This is a genomic window from Telluria antibiotica, assembly GCF_011682055.1.
GTDB lineage: Bacteria > Pseudomonadota > Gammaproteobacteria > Burkholderiales > Burkholderiaceae_D > Telluria > Telluria antibiotica.
In genome coordinates this window covers 21,471-41,952 of sequence record NZ_JAAQOM010000018.1, presented here as the reverse complement: position 1 = coordinate 41,952, position 20,482 = coordinate 21,471, and the positions used below count along the sequence as shown (strand labels likewise).

The window sequence follows — 20,482 nt, the reverse complement described above, 5'->3', positions numbered from 1 at the left end:
GGTGTTCAACGTCAACAGTTAACGGTCGGATGCGTGATCACAGTAGTGGCATTACTGGCACATAAAAAAATAGTATTTAGTTTAATTAGGGGACGAAAATGTTGCAGCAAATAAGCTTTAAAAAAACCGCGACTGCATCGGCGGTCACCGCCTTTCTGGCAATTCAGTGCGGGGGGGCGCTGGCGCAAACGGGTCCCGCCGAGGTTCCCAACACCATCCAAGAAGTGATTGTGACGGCGCAAAGGGTCGCCCAGCCGGCCTCGAAGACCCCGCTCTCCTTGAGCGTGTTGTCGGGCGAGGAACTCAAAGCAGCGGGCGCAGTCAATGCCGCGAGCCTGACGAACTTGGTGCCGAACGTACAGATTTCAAATAATGGTGGCGCGACCGTAATTACTATTCGCGGCGTCTCCAGCGCTGACACGACGGAAAAGGGCGATCCGTCGGCCTCGTTCAACGTGGACGGAGTCAACCTGGCCCGGCCGCAGTCGGCCGGCCTGGCGTTTTACGATCTGGAGCGCGTCGAGGTGCTGCGCGGCCCTCAGGGGACCCTGTACGGCCGCAACGCGACGGCCGGCGCGATCAATCTGATCACCAATAAGCCGGTCGATCACTTCGAAAGCAGTGCCTCCGTCGAGTTTGGCAACTACAATTCAATCAAACTCGACGGCATGCTCAACAGCAAGATCAACAACATCCTGTCGGTCCGCGCCGCAGTCTCCCGCAGCAAGCACGATGGCTATCTGCGGTCGACCCAGAACTTGTCCGCGAACCAGGACGACGACGACACTCTTTCCGGTCGGATTCAAGGCTTGTTCAAATTTAATCCTGACCTGTCACTTCTGGTGAGTGCCGATGCAAGTACGCTCAAAGGTGCTGGCCCGGGCAGCGTTCCCTACACCACATTCGTCAGCAAGTCCGGAGAAGCGCAGCGCACCGCGACGCCATCTGGCCCAAGCAGTCACAATGACAAGGCGCGCGGTTCGAATGCCGAGTTCAAGGCGCGTACGGGTGCAGGCGATTTTACGTATCAGGTTGCACACCGCAACCTCTCCCTCGATATTGTTTCCGCAACTGGACAGTTGGTGCCGGACGTCGTCAGCACTACTGGCTCCAATGTGAGCAGCTTCAGCCAAACCTCGCATGAACTGCGGCTGGCGTCGTCCTTCGGCGCCTGGAAAACGATCGGCGGCCTGTACTGGTTCAAAGAGGAATCGGCGATCGATGGCCGCCTGATAAATTTCCCGCAGTTTGGCGTTCTGAGATTCGTTCAAGATCCGACCATCGCGCAGTCCAAGGCAGCGTTCGGTGAAGCGACCTATAGCTTGACGCCTGAGCTGCACCTGACGGCCGGCTTGCGTCGCACCAGCGACGACAAGTCGCGCAAGGGGCGTACCATCATCGGTGATCCTGTCCTCGTTACTACCATTAACGACGCCGCCGTCTCGTATGCGCAAACCACTGGCCGAGTCGGCGTCGACTACGCTCCGTCGAAAAACACGATGTTGTACACCACGCTGGCAACCGGCTACAAGGCGGGCGGCTTCAACGATGGTACCGGGGCGACCAATCCGTTCCTGAAGTATGACCCCGAGCACCTGACATCGCTTGAAGTTGGCATCAAGGGACGCTTCCTCGACAACCATCTGCAGCTCAGTGCCGATATGTTCTTGTATGACTATAAGGACCTGCAACTGACCGCGGTCGGAGTTGATCCGTCAACCGGCGCCTCCGCCTCGCAAACGCTGAATGCTGCCAAGGCCAGCGTTACCGGTGCCGAGGTCGAAGGCAAGTACATGGTCAGCAATAATGGAAAGATTAATTTCGCGGCTACTTATCTGGATGCCCATTTCAAGTCCTACAAGCCGAAAACTACTGTCGATTGGGAGGGCCGTAGCCTGGCGAAGTCGCCCAAGTTCACGGTCGCTCTGGGCTATACCCACAATCTGAACCTGGACAATGGCGCAACCCTTAGCGGCACGATCGGCACGCGCTACTCGGCCTCGTATGTGATCAACGATTATGGCAATGCCCAGCAGTTTACCCAAGGCGCCTACCACATGAGCGATGCGAACGTGACATATTCGCCGTCGGGCGACAAATGGATGTTGCAAGGGTATGTGCGCAATATCGAAAACAAAACCATCATGACGAGTTACGGCGCATCATTTGCCGGTTTTCCTGCCGTGGCCGGCCTGGGCACGCCCCGTACTGCGGGTGTGCGTCTAAGTACCTACTTCTAACCTGCATTTATGGCGCCGAGGCCGACCATACGAGGTCGGCTGCGGTCGCTGCGATAGTGGCGCTGTCGCTTAGTCGTAGTGAATCAACGTGGTTGCAATCGGACCATCAACAAGGAAAGATCAAAATGCGGAAAATATCTGTAGTAATTATGATCTCGGGGGCGTTCTGGGCAATTGGGTGTAACGCGGCGCCGTTGAAGGACGCCAGCGATTGCACGAAACCCACCGCGCCGTCGGGGGGAATGGAGGCACTTGTTTCGCCAACCGTTATGCCGGATGGGCGTGTGACGTTCCGCTTGTGCGCTCCGCAGGCATCCAATGTTGTGGTGCGGGGAAGCTTCCCCAATCCCTACGAACCGGTCACGGTGACCATGGCCAAGGATGCAAGCGGTCGCTGGTCCGGGACCGCTGGACCGCTGCCGCCGGAGATCTACGCCTATAATTTTTATATCGATGGCGTGGCTGCTCTTGATCCGCTTAATGCCCACAGTCAGCGTGATGGGAGGAGAATTAGCAATACGTTCATTGTGCCCGGCGCTAAATCCGGGCTATACGCCGTGCAGGCGGTTCCCCACGGGACGGTATCGCAAATTTGGTACAAATCACCCTCCTTGAAGCTTCAGAGGCGCACTTATATCTACACCCCTCCAGGCTATGAAGATGGCGCTGTACGCTACCCGGTGCTGTATTTGCTGCACGGCGGATTTGGCGACGAGGATGCCTGGTCGAGCAATGGACGGGCGTCACAGATTCTCGATAACCTTATCGCGGAAGGGCGAATGGTTCCGATGATTGTCGTCATGCCCAACGGCAATGCGACGCAGAGCGCTTCGCCAGATATCGTTGAGGAGAGCGTGCCGCAGGGGTCATTCATGAGCACAGAGTTTCCGGAAAGCATCGTGACCGATCTGATCCCATTCGTCGATCGTACCTACCGCACGTTACCGGACAGGACTCATCGGGCTATCGCCGGCCTCTCCATGGGCGGCGCACACGCCTTCTGGGCCGCATTTCACCATTTGGATAAATTTGCATGGGTGGAAAGCATGAGTGGGGGTTACATGATTATTCCTGGCGCGGGAATCGAAGCATCCAAGCCGACCGACCCGAATATTCCTGCGGTATTTCGCCTGCCAATGGAAATCGATGCCGTCAAGCTGATCGCCAATCTACCGGATTTGACTCAGGACGCCAACGCCAAGTTGAGCCTGTTTACGATGGTGATCGGCGAAAAGGACCGACTCCTGCCGCAACAGCGAGCGCTGCAAGCGGCATTGGCGACGAAAGGAATCAATGTGAAAGCGATCGAGATGCCCGGATTCTCACATGAGTGGGGTTTTTGGCGGATATCGCTGGTCGATATGCTGACTCGCCTTTTTCGCGCCGGGGATCAGAAGCCGCACTGAAATCTGACAATGCCCGGTAGCGCGGACGCGAGCGGCGATCTGCGTCGTTTGTTTAATCTTGCCCGGCCTGCCAGCCGGGTCGTACTTTTTTAGTCGGCGGTCGATAGCGCTGCTTAGCTGCTCTGATCGACTCGTCAGATTAGCGCAGCGTATTGGGAAAACAATGTCTTGTCGAATACCGGTGAAATATCATCAGGATACCTTTGGGGTATTGATCGCCGAAATATTGGCATCGCTCCTGAATCCTGGCTGCGCCGCCGGCGCCGTGCCGACGCCCTGAGCGACCGAAAGATCGGCGATCACGTTGCGCAGCCACTGGCTGCCAGGCTCCTTATGGAATTTCGCATGCCAGAACAGGTTGACGTCGAACTCGGGCAGGGGTACCGGATGCGGCAGATAACGCAGCTTGAACGGCGCCATGCCTTCACGTACATAGCGCTCGGGCACCGTGGCGATCAGATCGGTATTTGACAGGATGTGGCCCAGCGCAACGAAGTGGGGAACGCTGAGCCGGACGTTGCGCTTGATGCCGCGCTTGGCGATGACCTCGTCGACGATGGCGTGGCCGGTCCCGCCTGCGACCACGACGACGTGCTGGGCTTCCTCGAAGTCCTGCAGCGTCAGCGCGTCCTTGTCCAGCGCATGCCCCTCCCTGAAGATGCACACGTAGCGCTGGCGGAACAGGTTGCGCTGGAAAAATCCGGCTTTCAGCTGCGGCAGCAGGCCGATGGCGATGTCCACGCGGCCGGATTCCAATTCGTCGCTGAGGTTGACGGCCGTGTTGCGTACCGTGCTGATCGTTACCCCCGGTGCGAGCTCCGCCAGCCGGCGCATCAACCGCGGCAGGAAATGAATCTCTCCCAGGTCGGTCATGGCGATGGTGAACCGCCGCTCGCTTGCAGCGGGATCGAATTCCAGCTGGCGCTCCAGGGTGTCGCGGATCGTCGTCAGGGCGAAGTCGATCGGCTCCGCCAACTGGCTCGCGTACGGCGTCGGCTCCATGCCACGCGCGCTGCGCAGAAACAACTCGTCTCCCATCATCTTCCGTAAGCGGCCGAGCGCATTGCTGACAGCCGGCTGGGTCAGCCCCAGGTTGTCCGCCACTACCGAGACCCGTCTCTCCTTGTACAGCTGCTGGAAGACGACGAGCAGGTTGAGGTCGATTTCACGCAGGTTCAACATGCTTCATTCACCAAATCTATTTTGTGGATTCACCGGATTTTGTATTTTTATTTTACTCCGCTTCCTATAATCAAATCCAAGAACGAGATATAAGTTTTTTGGAGACAGCATGAAGTTGCATATCCAGCCGCTCGACCGCGTCATCTCCGCGACCCCGGGCGCCAACCTTCTGGCCGTACTGCGCGAGCACGATATTCCCATTTCGTATAGCTGCACTGCCGGTCGCTGCGGTACCTGCCGTTGCAAGGTCATCGCGGGCAACGTTGCCGACACCGTCAACCCGGGCCATGTCATCGATGCAGAGGGCGGTCAGTACGTTCTTGCCTGCACCAGCATCGTCACCGGCGACTGCACCATCGAAATTCCGGAGCCGGACGAGGTCATCAATCACCCCGCCAAGATCCTGAAAGCCACCGTCAGCGCGGTCGATCGGGTAACCCATGACATCGTGCGCCTGCGGCTGCGTACTGCCAAACCCCTCGAATACTCGCCGGGCCAATACGCGACCCTGCAGTTCACGCCGGCGCATGTGCGTCCGTATTCCATGGCCGGCCTGCCTGGCGACGACGAACTGGAATTCCACATCCGCGTCGTGAAGGATGGCCTGGTGAGCGGTTACGTCGATCGCGAGTTGAAAGTGGGTGACACGGTCCGCGTCAGCGGCCCGCTCGGCACCTCTTATTTGCGCACCAAACACGAAGGGCCAATGCTGTGCGTGGCCGGCGGAACGGGCCTGGCACCGGTCCTGTCCATCGTACGCGGCGCGCTCGAGTCGGGAATGCGCAACGACATCCACGTGTATTTCGGCGTGCGCAGCGAACGCGACATCTACTGCACCGACACGCTGGCTGGCCTGGCCGAGCGCTACGCCAACCTGAAAGTGCATGTCGTCGTGACGGAGGGCAGCGACGATCCGGCTTTGCGCAGCGGCATCGTGACCGAGGCGGTGGCTGCGGACTGGAGTTCGCTGGCCGGATGGCGTGCCTACCTGTGCGGCGCTCCCCCGATGGTGGATGCGGCCACGTTGGTGGCGCGCGAGCGCGGCATCGACACGAATCATATCTACGCCGACGCGTTCTACGCGAAAACGGCCTGACCTAGAGGAGAAACGAATGGACATGCAAGGAAGTGGGACCCTGGCTGCACAGGCTGGCGTGAAGGAACAACGTGCCGAATTCTACCGCCGCATCAGCCGCCATAACCTTACGCCGTTGTGGGAAGTGCTGGGCGCGCTCGTGCCGAAATCGCCGAAGACCCCGGTCGTGCCCGCGCTGTGGCGCTACGCCGAAGTGCGCGAACAGGTCATGGAGGCAGGACGCCTGATCACGGCGGAAGAGGCCGAACGTCGCGTGCTGGTTCTCGAGAACCCTGCGCTGCGCGGCAATTCGTCGATCACGCAGACGCTCTACGCCGGCCTGCAGCTGATCATGCCGGGCGAAGTCGCGCCGGCGCACCGTCATACGCAGTCGGCGCTGCGCCTGGTGCTGGACGGCGAGGGCGCGTACACGGCGGTGGATGGCGAGCGCACGACGATGCGGCGCGGCGACTTCATCATCACCCCGTCCTGGACCTGGCATGACCACGGCAATCTCGGCGACCAGCCCGTCGTGTGGCTCGACGGCCTGGATATCCCGACCCTGCGCTTCTTCGACGCCGGCTTCGCCGAACATGGGAGCGAGGCGTCGCAGCAGACGTCGCGCCCTGAAGGCGACTCGCTGGCGCGCTACGGCCACAACATGGTCCCGATGGACCTGCAGCAGACGGCGGCGGACCCTACCAAGGTGTTCGTCTATCCGTTCAGCCAGACGAAGGAAGCACTGGAAGGCATCGCGCGTACGGCGCCCGACGCCCACTTCGGCCACAAGCTGCGCTACGTGAACCCTGCCACCGGCGCCTCGCCGATGCCGACGATCGGCGCCTTCGCGCAGTTGCTGCCGGCCGGTTTCGCCACCGCGCCATACCGCAGCACCGATGCGACCGTCTACGTGTGCCTGGAAGGCGAGGGCAGCGCGCAGATCGGCGACGACACCTATACCTTCGGCCCGAACGACGTGTTCGTGGTCCCGTCCTGGCACACGCTGCGGCTGCAGGCCAACGACCGGACGATCCTGTTCAGCTTCTCGGACCGTCCGATGCAGCAGGCAATCGGCCTGTGGCGCGAAGAAAAAATGCAGTAATCCCCCTCATTGGAGAACACCATGAAATACGCAGTATCCCCGGCACCCGTGTACACCCTGCCGGTCGCCGGCAGCGACGAGCAGTTTCCGGTCAACCGCATCTTCTGCGTCGGCCGCAACTACGCGGCGCACGCGCGCGAGATGGGCAAGGACCCGGATCGCGATCCGCCATTCTTCTTCATGAAACCGGCCAACGCCGTCGTCGTCGCAGGTACGGACGAAGTGACGATTCCGTATCCGCCGAAGACCGCCAACTTCCACCACGAGATCGAGCTCGTGGTCGCCATCGGCACGGGCGGCGCCGACATCCCGGTCGAGAAGGCGCTCGAACACGTCTATGGCTACGCCGTCGGCCTGGACATGACGCGCCGCGACGTGCAGCTGGAAGCGCGCGACAAGGGCCGTCCCTGGGAGTTCGGCAAGTCGTTCGCGAAATCGGCGCCGATCGGTCCGATCCACAAGGCCGCCGACGTCGGGCATGTCAGCGAAGGCGCGATCGCCGTAACCGTCAACGGCGAGCCCCGCCAGCATTCCGACATCGCCAAGCTGATCTGGTCGGTGGCGGAGTCGATCGCCTTCCTGTCCGAATACGAGACCCTGGAACCGGGCGACATCATCATGACCGGCACCCCGGAGGGCGTGAACGCCGTGAAGCCGGGCGACCTGATGGTCGGTACCGTCGCGGGGCTGGGCGAGATCCGCGTGCGGGTTGCGGGCTGAAACGTTCCGTCTGATACAAAAGGAGACAGACATGGGAGACATTCCTGTCGTATTCCCGATCCGTCCGGAGTGGGAATCCAAAGAAAGCAGCAGCCGCATCCCGTTCTCGGTGTACACGGATGACCAGGTCTACAAGCGCGAGCTGGAGCGCCTGTTCTACCACGGCCACTGGTGCTACGTGGGCCTGGAAGCCGAGATCCCGGAATCCGGCGACTTCAAGCGCACGGTCATCGGCGAACGCTCGGTGATCATGGTGCGCGGCGCGGACGGCGCCGTCAACGTGGTCGAGAACGTGTGCGCACACCGCGGCATGCAGTTCTGCCGCGAGCGTCACGGCAACAAGAAAGAATTCGTCTGCCCCTACCACCAGTGGAACTACAAGCTGAATGGCGACCTGCAGGGCGTGCCGTTCCGCCGTGGCGTCAAGCAGGATGGCAAGGTGCAGGGCGGGATGCCGAAGGAGTTCAAGCCCGAGGAACACGGCCTTACCAAGCTCAAGGTCGCGACCCGCGGCGGCGTGGTGTTCGCCTCGTTCGACCACGACGTGGAGCCGCTGGAAGACTATCTCGGTCCGACGATCCTGAATTACTTCGATCGCCTGTTCAACGGCCGCAAGCTCAAGATCCTCGGCTACAACCGCCAGCGTATCCCGGGCAACTGGAAGCTGATGCAGGAAAACATCAAGGATCCGTATCACCCCGGCCTGTTGCATACCTGGTTCGTGACTTATGGGCTGTGGCGCGCCGATAACAAGTCGCAGCTGGTGATGGACGAGCTTCACCGTCACGCGGCCATGATCTCGACCCGCGGCACGGGGGGCGCGAAATCGGATGTGACGGCTGGCGTCACCAGTTTCAAGGAAGGCATGGAGATCCAGGACAAGCGCCTGCTCGACATCGTGCCCGAGGAATGGTGGGGCGGCCCGACCGCGGTGATGATGACCGTGTTCCCGAGCGTGATCTTCCAGCAGCAGGTCAACAGTGTATCGACGCGCCACATCCAGCCGGACGGCCACGGATCGTTCGATTTCGTGTGGACGCATTTCGGGTTCGAGGACGACACCGAGGAAATGACGCAGCGCCGCCTTATCCAGGCCAACCTGTTCGGTCCGGCCGGCTTCGTGTCGGCGGACGACGGCGAGGTGATCGAGCTGTCGCAATACGGATTCGAGCAGAAGCCATTCCATCGCGCGGTTGCGGAGCTCGGCGGCTACGAGGTGGAGAACACTGACCACATGGTCACGGAATCCCTGATCCGCGGGATGTACGAGTACTGGCGCAAGGTCATGGAGGATTGAATGAGCGCGAACGACGACTTCCAGAATTACCTGGCGCTGGCCCAGCTGTATGCCGACTATGCCGCCACGGTGGACGCGCAGGACTGGGACCGCTGGGTCGGTTTCTTCACCGAGGACTGCGAGTACAAGGTGCAGCCCCGCGAGAACTACGAGCGCGGTTTTCCGCTGTCGACGCTGGCGCTGCTGAGCCGCGGCATGTTGAAGGACCGGGTCTACGGCATCAAGGAGACCTTGTTCCACGACCCGTACTACCAGCGCCACGTGGTCGGCCTGCCCCGCATTCTGCGGCGCGAGGGCGACGTGATCGAGGCGGAGGCGAACTACGCGGTGTTCCGCACCAAGCTGAGCCAGGAGAGCACGGTGTTCAACGTCGGCCGCTACCTGGACCGGGTGCGCGTGACGGCGGACGGCCTGAAGTTCGAATCCCGGCTGTGCATCTACGACACCGAGATGATCCCGAACTCGTTGATTTATCCGATTTAACGCAAAGGTGACAATCATGGCAAACAACTGGACCGATGTCAGCGCACTGGACGATGTGCCCGACGAGGACGTGATGGGCGTCCAGACCGCGGGCAAGGACCTGGCGCTCTACAGCGTCGATGGCCAGGTCTACGTGACCGACAACCTCTGCACCCATGGGAACGCGCGCCTGTGCGACGGGTTCCTGGATGGCTTTGAAATCGAATGCCCGCTGCATCAGGGGAAATTCGACATCCGCAACGGCCATCCGATGTGCGAGCCGGTCACCGAGGCCGTGCGCACGTACCCCGTAAAGATCGAGGACGGGCGAGTGTTCGTGGATCTCGGCTGACACCGGTTTCAACGGACCCGGGGCGCAGCCTCCGGGTCCGGCTCACGGAAGGCGGCACAAGACCGCATCCGCTTACAACAACCACAGGAGACATCATGTCCGTCACGCACCAAGTCGATGTTCAACAACTGATCGATTCCGGGCGCTTTTCGCGCTACCAGTTCCTCATCGCTTTCCTCTGCTTCGTCATCATCGCCATCGATGGATTCGATACGGCGATCATCGGCTTCATCGCGCCCTCGTTGCGCACCGAATGGCATTTGCTGCCCCAGCAGCTCGCCCCGCTGCTGTCGGCCGGCCTGGTCGGCCTGGCGTTCGGGTCGTTCCTTGCGGGGCCGCTGGGCGACCGTATCGGCAGGAAGACCATTCTCGTGTTGTCCGTGCTGTTCTTCGGTATCTGGAGCCTGGCGTCCGCATACACCGACTCGCTGTTCACGCTGACCCTGTTCCGCTTCCTGACCGGACTCGGGCTTGGTGGCGCGATGCCGAATGCGATCACGCTCACGTCCGAGTATTCGCCCCAGCGCAGCAAGTCGACGGTCGTGACGATCATGTTCTGTGGCTTCACGCTCGGATCCGGCCTGGGCGGCGCGCTCGCCGCGCACATGATCCCGGCATACGGATGGCGCAGCATGCTGCTACTCGGTGGCTATGTGCCAGTTGCCTGCGCGGTACTGTTCTACTTCCTGCTGCCGGAATCGGTCCGCTTTCTCGTCTTGCGGCGCCCGGGCAGCCGCCAGATCGAAGCGACGCTGCGCCATATCGCGCCGCAGGCAAAACTGGCCGGCGCGGGTTTCTTCATCCCGGAACCGCCGGCCGCGGTGCGCCGTTCGCCGGTCGCGCAGCTGTTCGCCACGCCGCTCGCGTTTGGCACGCTGGCGCTGTGGGCGGCATTCTTCATGAGCCTGCTGATCGTCTACCTGCTCACCAACTGGCTGCCGACGCTGTTCAAGGAGGCTGGCTTCCCGATCGCCAAGGCCGCGCTGGTTTCGGCCATGTACCAGGTCGGGGGCACTGTCGGCGCCATCGTCCTCGGGCGCCTGATGGACCGCTTCAATCCTTACCGCGTGCTGGCGGTCGCCTACCTGTCGGCGATCGCATTCATTGCAATCATCAGCTTCAACTATACCGACCTCGTGATCCTGAACCTAGCCGTCGCCGGCGTGGGCTTCTGCGTCAGCGGTTCCCAGATCGGCGCGAACGCGCTGGCGGCCGCGTTCTACCCGACCAGCAACCGGGTGACCGGCGTGAGCTGGGCCCTGGGCGTTGGCCGCTGCGGCGCGATCCTCGGGTCGATGATGGGCGGCGCGCTGCTGGGCGCCGGCCTGGGATTCTCGACCATCATCCTGTTGCTGGCGATACCCGCACTGTTGGCCTCGATCGCGATCTTCGCGATGTTCAAGCGTTATCCCCGGCCGGCCACGGATGCAGCCTCCGCAACAGGCGGGGGCGCGGCATCCATGCCGGTATCCCACTAATTTCCTTCTACTGACCAGAAATATGAAACTCTACAGCTTCTTCAACAGTTCCACGTCGTTCCGCGTGCGCATCGCCCTGGCGCTGAAGGGCCTTCCGTACGACTATGCCGGCGTCAACCTGCGCGGCGGCGAGCAGGGCAAGGATGCGTACCGCGCGCTGAGCCCGGCCGGCATCGTGCCCGTCCTGGTCGACGGCGACGTCACGCTGACGCAATCGCTCGCGATCATCGACTACCTCGACCAGCGTTATCCGGCGCCCCGCCTGGTGCCGGAAGATGCGCTGGCGCGCGCGCGCGCGCTCGAGATCGCCCAGACCATCGCCTGCGAAATCCATCCAATCAACAACATCCGCGTGCTGAAATACCTGACCGGCAAGCTGGACGTCAGTGAAGCGGACAAGGCGGCCTGGTACCAGCACTGGGTCGACGAGGGCCTGGGCGCCGTGGAGAGCCTGCTGGCGAAGCTGCCGGCAAGTGCCTATTGCGTTGGCGACGCGCCGACGCTGGCCGACTGCTGCCTCGTCCCGCAGGTGGCGAACGCGCTGCGCATGGGATGCGACCTGTCGCGCTTCGCCCGCGTGCGCGCGGTGTACGAGCATTGCATGGCCCAGCCGGCGTTCATCCAGGCGGCACCGCAGAACCAGCCTGACTACGTCGCATAAGCAGCCCCGTCGTACCGACCCGCCGCGGCACCGCGGCGGGTACAGAACATTACAACAAGCAGGAGACACAATGAACCACGTTGCAGCCAAAGGGCGCGGCGCGCTCGCGACCGCCCTGGTGGCCGGCCTGTGCGCCGGCACGGCATCCGCCCAGACCAACATCACTGTCTACGGCATCGTCGATGCCGCCATCGCCCACACCGACAACGTGGACGCGGCCGGACACGGCATGACGAAGATGCCGACGCTGACCGGCAGCGTCCCGTCGCGCCTCGGTTTCCGCGGATCGGAAGACCTGGGCAATGGCCTGTCCGCCGTCTTCGCGCTCGAGAATGGCTTCAATCCGGACGTCGGCACGCCAAGCCAGGGCGGGCGCCTGTTCGGGCGCCAGGCCTGGGTCGGGCTGAAAGGCGACTGGGGCATGCTGCAACTGGGCCGCGTGCCGAACATGACGTTCTACTCGATGCTCAAGAGCGACGTGCTGGGGCCGAACCTGTTCTCGATCAGCAGCATCGACCTGTACATCCCCAATGCCCGCAGCGACAACGCGATCGCCTACATGGGCACGTTCAAGGAAGTCACCGTCGGTGCGACCTACAGCTTCGGTCGCGATGCTTCGGCGGCGGGCGGTCCGGCGGCGACCAACTGCCCGGGCGAGGTCGCCGGCGACGCGCGCGCCTGCCGTCAATTTACCGGCCTGTTCGGTTATGACACGCAGCGCTACGGCGTCACGGCGTCCTACGACAAGCTGTACGGCGGTACCGGCGCCGCGTTCGGGCTTACCGGCAGCGGCCGCTCCGACCGGCGCATCACGCTCAACGGCTATGTGATGCTCGGCCGGACCAAGGTGGGCGGCGGCGTCATGGATCGCAAGACCGATGCTGCGAGCGGACTCGTCGAGTCGGACCTCTACTACCTCGGCGTGAGCCAGCCGTTTGGCGCCGCGCTGACGCTGGACGCCCAGGTGGCGCGCAAGAACGTGAAAGGCTCGGCCGACGACTCGACGATGCTCGTCGCGCGCCTGACCTATGCGTTCTCGAAGCGCACCGCCGTCTATGGCGCCATCGGCCGCATGGACAACCAGGGCAAGGCGGCGATCGCCCTGGATGCGGGCGGGACGGTCGCGCCTGGACGGGCACAAAACGGGATCATGACCGGGATCCGGCATACGTTTTGATCCACGCCCGGCTGGGCGGTTCGTCAAGGAGCGACGTCATGATGGGCGATATTGAAACAAACCTGCTGTTATCCGATCGGTTCGTTACGGTGGCGACGCCCGACCTGCGCGAAGCGACCTCCGTCATCGAACGACTGCAGGGGCCGTTCAAGGCAAGGCCGGGTGGCACCGGCGGAGCGGGCGCGCCACTGATACGGGTCCGCGCCGCGCAATGCGGAAAGGTCGCATTGTCGACCTTCAGTTTTGGCGCGAACGTCGAGATCGAGCCGCGCGGACTCGATGGCGCCATCCTGGTCACGACAGCGGTCGGAGGAAGGGCGGGCATGGCGGTCGGCGGCCGGATCTTCGGCGCCACCGCCGGCGCCACGTTCATTTCCCAGCCGGAGGACCGTCCGGTATTTCACTACGACACGGATACCGAGGTGCTCAAGTTGCGCTTCGAGCGCGGACGGGTCGAACAGGCGTGCGTGAACATGTATGACTGCCTGCCCGATACGCCGCTGCGCTTCGACAACGTCATGGCGCGGCCCGAGGCGGCGCAACGGTGGACTGCGCTGCTGCGGTTCGTCCTAGCGTCGGTCAACGCCACCGACGCCATGCAGCCGAGCCGGCTCGAAACCGCAGGCATCGAAGAGATGCTGATGCTCACCCTGTTGAGCATCCAGCCGCACAACTACCATGCGAGGTTCAGTGCCAAGGTCCGTCCCGTGTCGCCGCGCCAGTTCCGCCTGGCCGTCGACTACATCAACGAGCATCTCGATACCGACATCACGCTCGGTGAAATCGCTGCCGCCGCAGGATGCAGCATTCGATCGCTTGCCCGCGCCTTTCAGCAGTCCTGCGATACCAGTCCGATGCAGTACGTGCAGAAGCTGCGCCTGCAGCGCATCCGCGCCGAACTTCTGCGGACGCAATCGGCCGGGAGGACCATTGCCGACATCGCCTACCACTGGGGTTGCCGTCATTTGGGCGAGTTCAACCGCAAATACCGGGAGTGCTTCGGCGAGACGCCTTCCGACACGCGCCAGCGCAGCCGTGCCTTGTGTTGAGCGATATCGGGTGCATTACCGGCCGCTCGATTCTGGCAAGTATCCGTCATCGATGGCCTTTTTCCGCGAGACGCAGCGGTGGGGCCGGCCTAAGCTGACATACGAAGCGGATGGCTGGTCCATGCCCGGGAACGGGGGCGGCATCCGCTCGCAAGGCACGCAAACACAATAACAGGAGGAGACCGTGTTGAAAGACCAATTGCTGGCATCGCTGGAAGCATCCCTGATCAAGGGACGCGTCAACCGGCGCGATTTCATTCGTTACCTGGGCGCGGCCGGGATGCTCGGGAGTGGCGTCACCGCCCTCGCGGACACCCTCGACGGCATCCGCGCCAACCAGGCCGAGCGGGCCAGGACGCTCCTGGACAGCTACGACTATATCGTATGCGGCACGGGCAGCGCCGGGTGCGCGCTCGTCAACCGGCTGGCTGCCGATCCCGACGTGAAGATCCTGGTGATCGAGGCTGGGGACTGGGACACCGCGCCGTCCGTGGCCGACCCCCGGGTCTGGTTCACCAATCTCGGCACCGAACGCGATTGGGGAGACGTGGCGGTACGTTCGCCGCACGTCAATGGCCGGGCGATCCCCGAACATATGGGGCGCGTCGTCGGTGGCGGCAGCAGCATCAATGCGACGATCTGGGCGCGCCCGTTCAAGAAGGACCTCGACGGCTGGGTCGAGGCAAGCGGCGACCCGGGCTGGAGTTACGAGCACGCGTTGTCCATCTTCCGCCGCGTCGAAAACTGGCAGGGCAAGCCGGACGCGCGCTACCGCGGGCAGGGCGGCCCGGTGTGGGTGCAGGCGGCGCATGACCCATCCCCGCTGGCGCCCGCCATGCTGGACGCCTGTGCAGCGCTCGGCCTGCCTGTCCTCGACGACCTGAACGGCCTGCGCGAGGAGCGCGACTCGGGCTTCGCGCTGATGAACCAGATCATCAAGGATGGACAGCGTTACAACCTGGCCAAGGCCTATCTCTATCCGGTGCTCGGCCAGAAGAACGTCACGCTGCTCGTGAATACCCACGTTGATCGCCTCAGCCTCTCCGGCAACGCGGTCGAAGGCGTCGAGATCGTCCGCGACGGCAAACCTGTACGGATCAAGGCAGGCCGCGAAGTCATCCTGGCCACCGGTGGCATCAACACCCCCAAGCTGCTGATGCTGAGCGGGATCGGCGACCAGCAGGAGCTGAAGAAGCATGGCATCCGGACGGTCCACCATTCCCCCGAAGTCGGGCGCAACTTCCAAGACCACATCCTGCACGGCGGCTGCCTGTGGGAAGCCGAAGGCTCGCCGGCACTGCGCAACAGCGGTGCCGAGGCGTCGGGCTTCATGCAGAGCGCCAGCGGCCGGGCCGGGGCGCCTGACCTGAACCTGGTGCAGATCGAACTGCCGTATGCCAGCGAAGTGGTCGCCAAGGACTACCGTCCGCCTGCCAACAGCTGGGCGCTGTGCGCCGGTCTCGTCAAGCCCAAGAGCCGCGGCCATGTCGCGCTGCGTTCGGCGAAGGCGTCGGACCGTCCGCTCGTGCATGCGAACTTCCTCAGCCATCCCGACGACGTTAAGGCGCTGGCCGTGGGGATCGAGATGTGCCGCGAAATCGGCAACGCCGAACCGCTGCGCAAACTGTCGCGGCGCGAGGTCGCACCCACCAGGAAACTGACCGGCAAGGAGATGACGGACTTCATCCGCAACGGCGCCACGACATATTTTCACGAGAGCGGCACGTGCCGCATGGGCAAGGATGACCGGGCCGTGGTCGACGGCAAACTGCGCGTGAACGGCGTGAAGAAGCTGCGCATCGCGGACAGCTCGATCATGCCGCAGATCGTGTCCGTCGCGACGATGGCGACCTGCGTCCTCATCGGCGAACGGATGGCCGAAATCCTGAAGTCCGAAGCCTGACCTCCAACCTTAATTCAATCACGGAGACCCTACATGCAAACTCAACTGATCATCGACAACGAGCACGTCGCAGCAAGCGGCGGTACCACTTACGAGCGCCTGCACCCTGTCACCGGCAGGGTCGTCACGACGGCCGCCGCAGGGAAGGTCGAGGACGCCGTCAAGGCGGCCGACTCCGCGGCGCTTGCGTTCAAGTCCTGGTCGCAGACGAGCCCGACGGAGCGCCGCCGTGTCCTCCTGAAGGCCGCCGACGTGCTGGAAGCGAAGACCCCTGACTTCATCCAGGCGATGGCCAGCGAAGTCGGGGCATCGGAACTGTGGAGCGGCTTTAACGTCATGCTCGCGGCCAATCTGTTCCGCGAAGCGGCCTCATTGGCGACGCAGATTCAGGGCGAAACCATCCCGACCGACAAACCGGGCGCGCTGTCGATGACCGTGCGCCAGCCGGCCGGCGTGGTACTGAGCATCGTGCCGTGGAACGGCCCGGTCGTGCTGGCTGCGCGTGCCATTGCCTATCCCCTCGTGTGCGGCAATACCGTCATCCTGCGTGCGTCCGAGGCCAGCCCCCGCACCCATGTGCTGGTGGCCGAGGCCCTGATCGAAGCGGGCCTGCCGCCCGGCGCCCTGAACGTCCTGACTAACGCGCCGGAAGATGCGCCGGAAGTGATCGACGCCCTGATCGCCCATCCGGCGGTGCGCCGCATCAACTTTACCGGGTCGACCCGCGTCGGCCGGATCATCGCGCAAAAGGCTGCCACCCAGCTCAAGCGCTGCCTGCTGGAACTGGGCGGCAAAGCCCCGCTGGTCGTGCTGGATGACGCCAACGTCGACGCGGCGGTCAAGGCCGCCGCTTTCGGTGCATTCCTCTACCAGGGGCAGATCTGCATGTCGACCGAACGTCTCGTCGTGGACGAGAAGGTCGCCGACGAATTCGTCGCCAAACTCGCGGCGCGCGCGCAAGAACTGCCGATGGGCGATCCTGCCGCCGGTCCCGGTTGCGTTATCGGCCCGATGGCCCATCCGGAAAACGGCGCGCGCCTGAATGCCCTGATCGAAGACGCGCTGGCCAAGGGCGCAGTGCTGGTCAGCGGCGGTAACGCGAATGGCGCCGTCATGCCCGCGACCATCCTCGACAAGGTAACGCCCGAGATGAAGATCTACGACGAGGAGACGTTCGGTCCGTTGACGACCGTGGTACGTGTCAATGGCGTGGAAGAAGCGGTCCGTGTCGCCAACGACACGGCATACGGGCTGTCGTCCGCCGTGTTCGGCCATGACGTGCACCGTGCCATGAGCGTGGCACTCAGGATCGACGCCGGCTCGTGCCACATCAATGGCGCCACGGTACAGAACGAAGCCCAGGCACCATACGGCGGCACGAAGCACAGCGGATACGGACGCTTCGACGGACGGGCCGTGATCGACGAATTCACCGAACTCAAGTGGATCACGATCGAACCGGAAAACCAGCCATATCCTTTCTGAGCAAGCGCTGCAGGTTTCAGGGCGGACCCATGTCCGCCTGTCGATAATAAAAACGGGGGACTACATGACCATCACGACCCAACGCGGCCGCGGCCTCGGCTGCGCCGCCTTGGTTGCCGCAGCCATGCTGTGCGGGACTGCGCTCGCGACCGAAGGGGGCGGCAGCATCTACGCCAACGGCGTCGAAAACTTCATGCCGGGCGCCATGCCGCCGCCGGGTTTCTACACAATCGTCTATGGCACCCGCTATCACGCGACGACCTTGCGCGATAACGACGGCAACGACATCGCCGCCGCGGTCGGCGGCTTCCGCGCGGACGTCACAGGTGTGGTGCCGCGCTTTATCTGGGTAACGGACCGCAAGGTGCTTGGCGGCCAGCTCGCCTTCCACGCGATCGTTCCGATGCTGAATGTCGACGTGCGCGTCGGTACCAGCGAGAAGAGCAAGTCCGGCGTCGGCGACCTGAATCTGGCGACCGCGCTTGGCTACCATGTGTCGGACAAGCTTCATTACGTGCTCGCCTTCGAAGTCAACGCGCCAACCGGGCGGTACGATCAGCATGACGTCGCCAATGTCGGACGCAATTACTGGAACGTCGAGCCGCTGATCGCCGTGACTTACATGCAGCCGAATGGCCTGAATGCGGATGTGAAGTTAATGTACGACTATAACTTCCGCAACAAGGACACGGACTACAAATCGGGCCAGGAGTTGCATGCCGACTACGCTGCCGGATGGGGGTTCGGCAACGGCTGGACGGCCGGCGTGGGCGGCTATGTGTACCGCCAGGTGAGCGACGACAGCGCAGGCGGGCGCACGGTGGCGAATAACCGTGGACGGGCCTTCGCAATCGGCCCGCTGCTCAAGTACCAATCCAAAGCCGGGTGGTTCCTGATGGCGAAGTACGAGAACCAGTCCGGGGTCAGGAACCGTGCCGATGGCGGCGCCTTCTGGGTCAAAGCCATCCTGCCGTTCAACTGACCGGAGCAAGACCTTGCACCCGTCCCGTGCGTGCGCACGGAGACGGGATCGCGATCATACCGTTTGCATATAGTTTCCATACTGAAATGGTGTTGGACGGCACTGCGTCAACGGCCTACCCTTGCACAGGATGGCGGCCGTCCGATACCGGCGCGCCGGCCAGCGATGACCGCTACGGGCGCCTCATCCCCTCACCGACTTTTCACACAACACGCGGACGACGACATGGCGCACGACGCGCCGACGATCCTCTGCACAGCACTCCCGGAGACCTGCATGAAACTGTCATTTCGCACCAAGCTCTTCCTGCCCCTTGTGCTCAGCTGGCTCTGCCTGCTGGCGATCGTCGCGGCCAACAGCGTGCGCGAGCGCGCGCTGCGCATGGACGAGCGCAAGACGCAGATCACCAATGCCGGCGACATGGGCATCTCGATCTTGAAGGAATATGCGGCGATGGCAGCGGCAGGGAAGCTCACCGACGCGCAGGCGCGGGAACAGGCGCTTGCCCGCATCAAGGCGCTGCGCTATGGCGACACGGGTTATCTGCTGGTGGTCGATTCAAAGCAGATGCTCATGCATCCGCTCAAGCCGGACCTGATCGGGCGCAGCGTCGCCGACATCCGCGATGTCGAAGGCAGGCAGATGTGCCTGGATGCGCTGCAGGCGGTCAAGACATCAGGCAAGGGATTCACTTACCTCATGTGGAACAAGCCGGGCGCCACCGTGCCGGAGCGGAAAATCACCTACGACGTCAACTTCCGGCCGTGGGACTGGACCATCATGACGGGACTGTACATCGGCGACGTGGACGCGGCATTCCAGCGGTCGTTGCTCCATTCGGCGTTGGTGCTGGTTCTGGCCGGCCTGGTCCTGTCGGCCTTCGTCGTCGCGATCGTCCGCAACATCGAGCGTTCGCTCGGCGGCACACCGGAACAGGCCGCCGCGTTGGCCCATCGCATTGCGCAGGGCGATCTGGCCGCGCGGATCGACACGCGTCCGGGCGACACCGACAGCCTGATGGCATCGATGCGTACGATGCGTGACGCGCTCGTGGACATCGTGAGCCAGGTGCGTGCCGGTACGGCGACCATCACGGGAGCATCGAGCGAGATCGCCGCAGGCAATGCGGACCTGTCGGCGCGTACCGAGGACCGTGCGGCCTCGCTCGAGGAGACGGCGTCTTCGATGGAAGAGGTGACGGCAGCCGTGCGGCAGACCGCCGAGAACGCGGACCAGGCCGCCGCGCTGGCACGCTCCGCGGCCGACGTGGCGGATCGCGGCGGCGCCGTCGTCGCGCGGGTGGTCGACACGATGGCGTCGATCGATGCGTCGTCGAGGCGGATCGTCGATATCATCGGTGTCATCGACGGTATTGCATTCCAGACCAATATCCTGGCACTGAATGCGTCCGTCGAAGCGGCCCGTGCCGGCGAGCAGGGCAAGGGGTTCGCCGTCGTCGCCGGCGAGGTCCGCAACCTGTCCCAACGCTCGACCGCGGCAGCCCGGGAAATCAAGGCCCTGATCGGCGACGCGGTCGACAAGGTGGACGTGGGCACGAAGCTCGTCAGCCAGGCCGGCACGACAATGTATGAAATCGTCGACAGCGTCGGCAGGGTGTCATCCATCATTCGCGAGATCACGCTGGCCGTGCGCGAGCAGAATGTCGGCATCGAGCAAATCAATCGCGCGATCGGCCAGATGGACGAGGTGAGCCAGCAGGATGCGGCATTGGTCGAACAGGTCGCGGCGGCATCCGACTCGATGCGTCAACAAGCAATGGAGCTGGGACAAGCCGTCAGCATCTTCACGCTCGCGGAGGAGGGCGAAGCGCAGGTCGAGGCCCCGTCCGGGCGTGCCAGATACCATCGCAACGTACCGAAGCTGGCGCGGCCGGTACTACGGTAACAGCCC

General features: G+C 63.1%; 17 protein-coding genes. 16 read left to right on the top strand and 1 reads right to left on the bottom strand.

The window, feature by feature from the left end:
- Positions 1–98 precede the first annotated feature (98 nt).
- Together HAV22_RS25100 and HAV22_RS25095 are read left to right on the top strand one after the other, a co-directional pair.
- Positions 99–2,240, top strand: coding sequence for a TonB-dependent receptor (locus HAV22_RS25100; protein ID WP_166862993.1), 2,142 nt, complete (start codon positions 99–101; stop codon positions 2,238–2,240).
- Positions 2,241–2,434: 194 nt separating this feature from the next.
- The gene (locus HAV22_RS25095) at positions 2,435–3,646 is read left to right on the top strand and encodes an alpha/beta hydrolase-fold protein (protein ID WP_166862991.1); all 1,212 of its coding nucleotides are present in this window, start codon (positions 2,435–2,437) and stop codon (positions 3,644–3,646) included.
- Positions 3,647–3,838: 192 nt separating this feature from the next.
- On the opposite strand, the gene HAV22_RS25090 is transcribed toward HAV22_RS25095, so the two are convergent.
- Complete coding sequence (locus HAV22_RS25090; protein ID WP_166863153.1) at positions 3,839–4,825, bottom strand: LysR family transcriptional regulator; 987 nt, start codon at positions 4,823–4,825, stop codon at positions 3,839–3,841.
- 112 nt (positions 4,826–4,937) lie between these two features.
- Between HAV22_RS25090 and HAV22_RS25085 the strand changes: the two genes are divergently transcribed.
- From HAV22_RS25085 to HAV22_RS25020, 14 genes are all read left to right on the top strand, one after another.
- A complete protein-coding gene (locus tag HAV22_RS25085) occupies positions 4,938–5,924 on the top strand; it encodes a 2Fe-2S iron-sulfur cluster-binding protein (RefSeq protein WP_166862989.1) in 987 nt (328 codons plus the stop codon).
- Between the two features lie 16 nt (positions 5,925–5,940).
- Complete coding sequence (gtdA, locus tag HAV22_RS25080) at positions 5,941–7,005, top strand: gentisate 1,2-dioxygenase (protein ID WP_166862987.1); 1,065 nt, start codon at positions 5,941–5,943, stop codon at positions 7,003–7,005.
- 21 nt (positions 7,006–7,026) lie between these two features.
- Positions 7,027–7,725: a fumarylacetoacetate hydrolase family protein gene (locus tag HAV22_RS25075; protein ID WP_166862985.1), complete on the top strand. Its 699-nt coding sequence runs from the start codon at positions 7,027–7,029 to the stop codon at positions 7,723–7,725.
- A gap of 31 nt (positions 7,726–7,756) precedes the next feature.
- Positions 7,757–9,022: an aromatic ring-hydroxylating dioxygenase subunit alpha gene (locus HAV22_RS25070; protein ID WP_166862983.1), complete on the top strand. Its 1,266-nt coding sequence runs from the start codon at positions 7,757–7,759 to the stop codon at positions 9,020–9,022.
- Complete coding sequence (locus HAV22_RS25065; RefSeq protein ID WP_166862981.1) at positions 9,023–9,505, top strand: aromatic-ring-hydroxylating dioxygenase subunit beta; 483 nt, start codon at positions 9,023–9,025, stop codon at positions 9,503–9,505.
- A 16-nt stretch (positions 9,506–9,521) separates the two neighbouring features.
- Entirely contained in the window at positions 9,522–9,836 is a 315-nt protein-coding gene (locus HAV22_RS25060) for a non-heme iron oxygenase ferredoxin subunit (protein WP_166862979.1), read from the top strand.
- Positions 9,837–9,931: 95 nt separating this feature from the next.
- A complete protein-coding gene (locus tag HAV22_RS25055) occupies positions 9,932–11,314 on the top strand; it encodes an MFS transporter (RefSeq protein ID WP_166862977.1) in 1,383 nt (460 codons plus the stop codon).
- 22 nt (positions 11,315–11,336) lie between these two features.
- A complete protein-coding gene (gene maiA / locus HAV22_RS25050; protein WP_166862975.1) occupies positions 11,337–11,975 on the top strand; it encodes a maleylacetoacetate isomerase in 639 nt (212 codons plus the stop codon).
- A gap of 70 nt (positions 11,976–12,045) precedes the next feature.
- Positions 12,046–13,152: a porin gene (locus HAV22_RS25045; RefSeq protein ID WP_166862973.1), complete on the top strand. Its 1,107-nt coding sequence runs from the start codon at positions 12,046–12,048 to the stop codon at positions 13,150–13,152.
- Between the two features lie 38 nt (positions 13,153–13,190).
- Positions 13,191–14,201, top strand: a complete 1,011-nt coding sequence (locus HAV22_RS25040; RefSeq protein ID WP_166862971.1) for an AraC family transcriptional regulator — start codon at positions 13,191–13,193, stop codon at positions 14,199–14,201.
- 187 nt (positions 14,202–14,388) lie between these two features.
- Positions 14,389–16,104 (top strand): GMC family oxidoreductase, encoded by a 1,716-nt coding sequence (locus HAV22_RS25035; RefSeq protein ID WP_229421408.1) that lies wholly within the window; start codon positions 14,389–14,391, stop codon positions 16,102–16,104.
- Between the two features lie 33 nt (positions 16,105–16,137).
- Positions 16,138–17,589 carry an aldehyde dehydrogenase gene (locus HAV22_RS25030; RefSeq protein WP_166862969.1) on the top strand — a complete coding sequence of 484 codons (1,452 nt, stop codon included), beginning with the start codon at positions 16,138–16,140 and terminating at the stop codon, positions 17,587–17,589.
- Positions 17,590–17,653: 64 nt separating this feature from the next.
- Positions 17,654–18,571 (top strand): SphA family protein, encoded by a 918-nt coding sequence (locus HAV22_RS25025; protein ID WP_208296368.1) that lies wholly within the window; start codon positions 17,654–17,656, stop codon positions 18,569–18,571.
- Between the two features lie 225 nt (positions 18,572–18,796).
- Positions 18,797–20,476 carry a methyl-accepting chemotaxis protein gene (locus HAV22_RS25020; RefSeq protein WP_229421407.1) on the top strand — a complete coding sequence of 560 codons (1,680 nt, stop codon included), beginning with the start codon at positions 18,797–18,799 and terminating at the stop codon, positions 20,474–20,476.
- Positions 20,477–20,482: the final 6 nt, after the last annotated feature.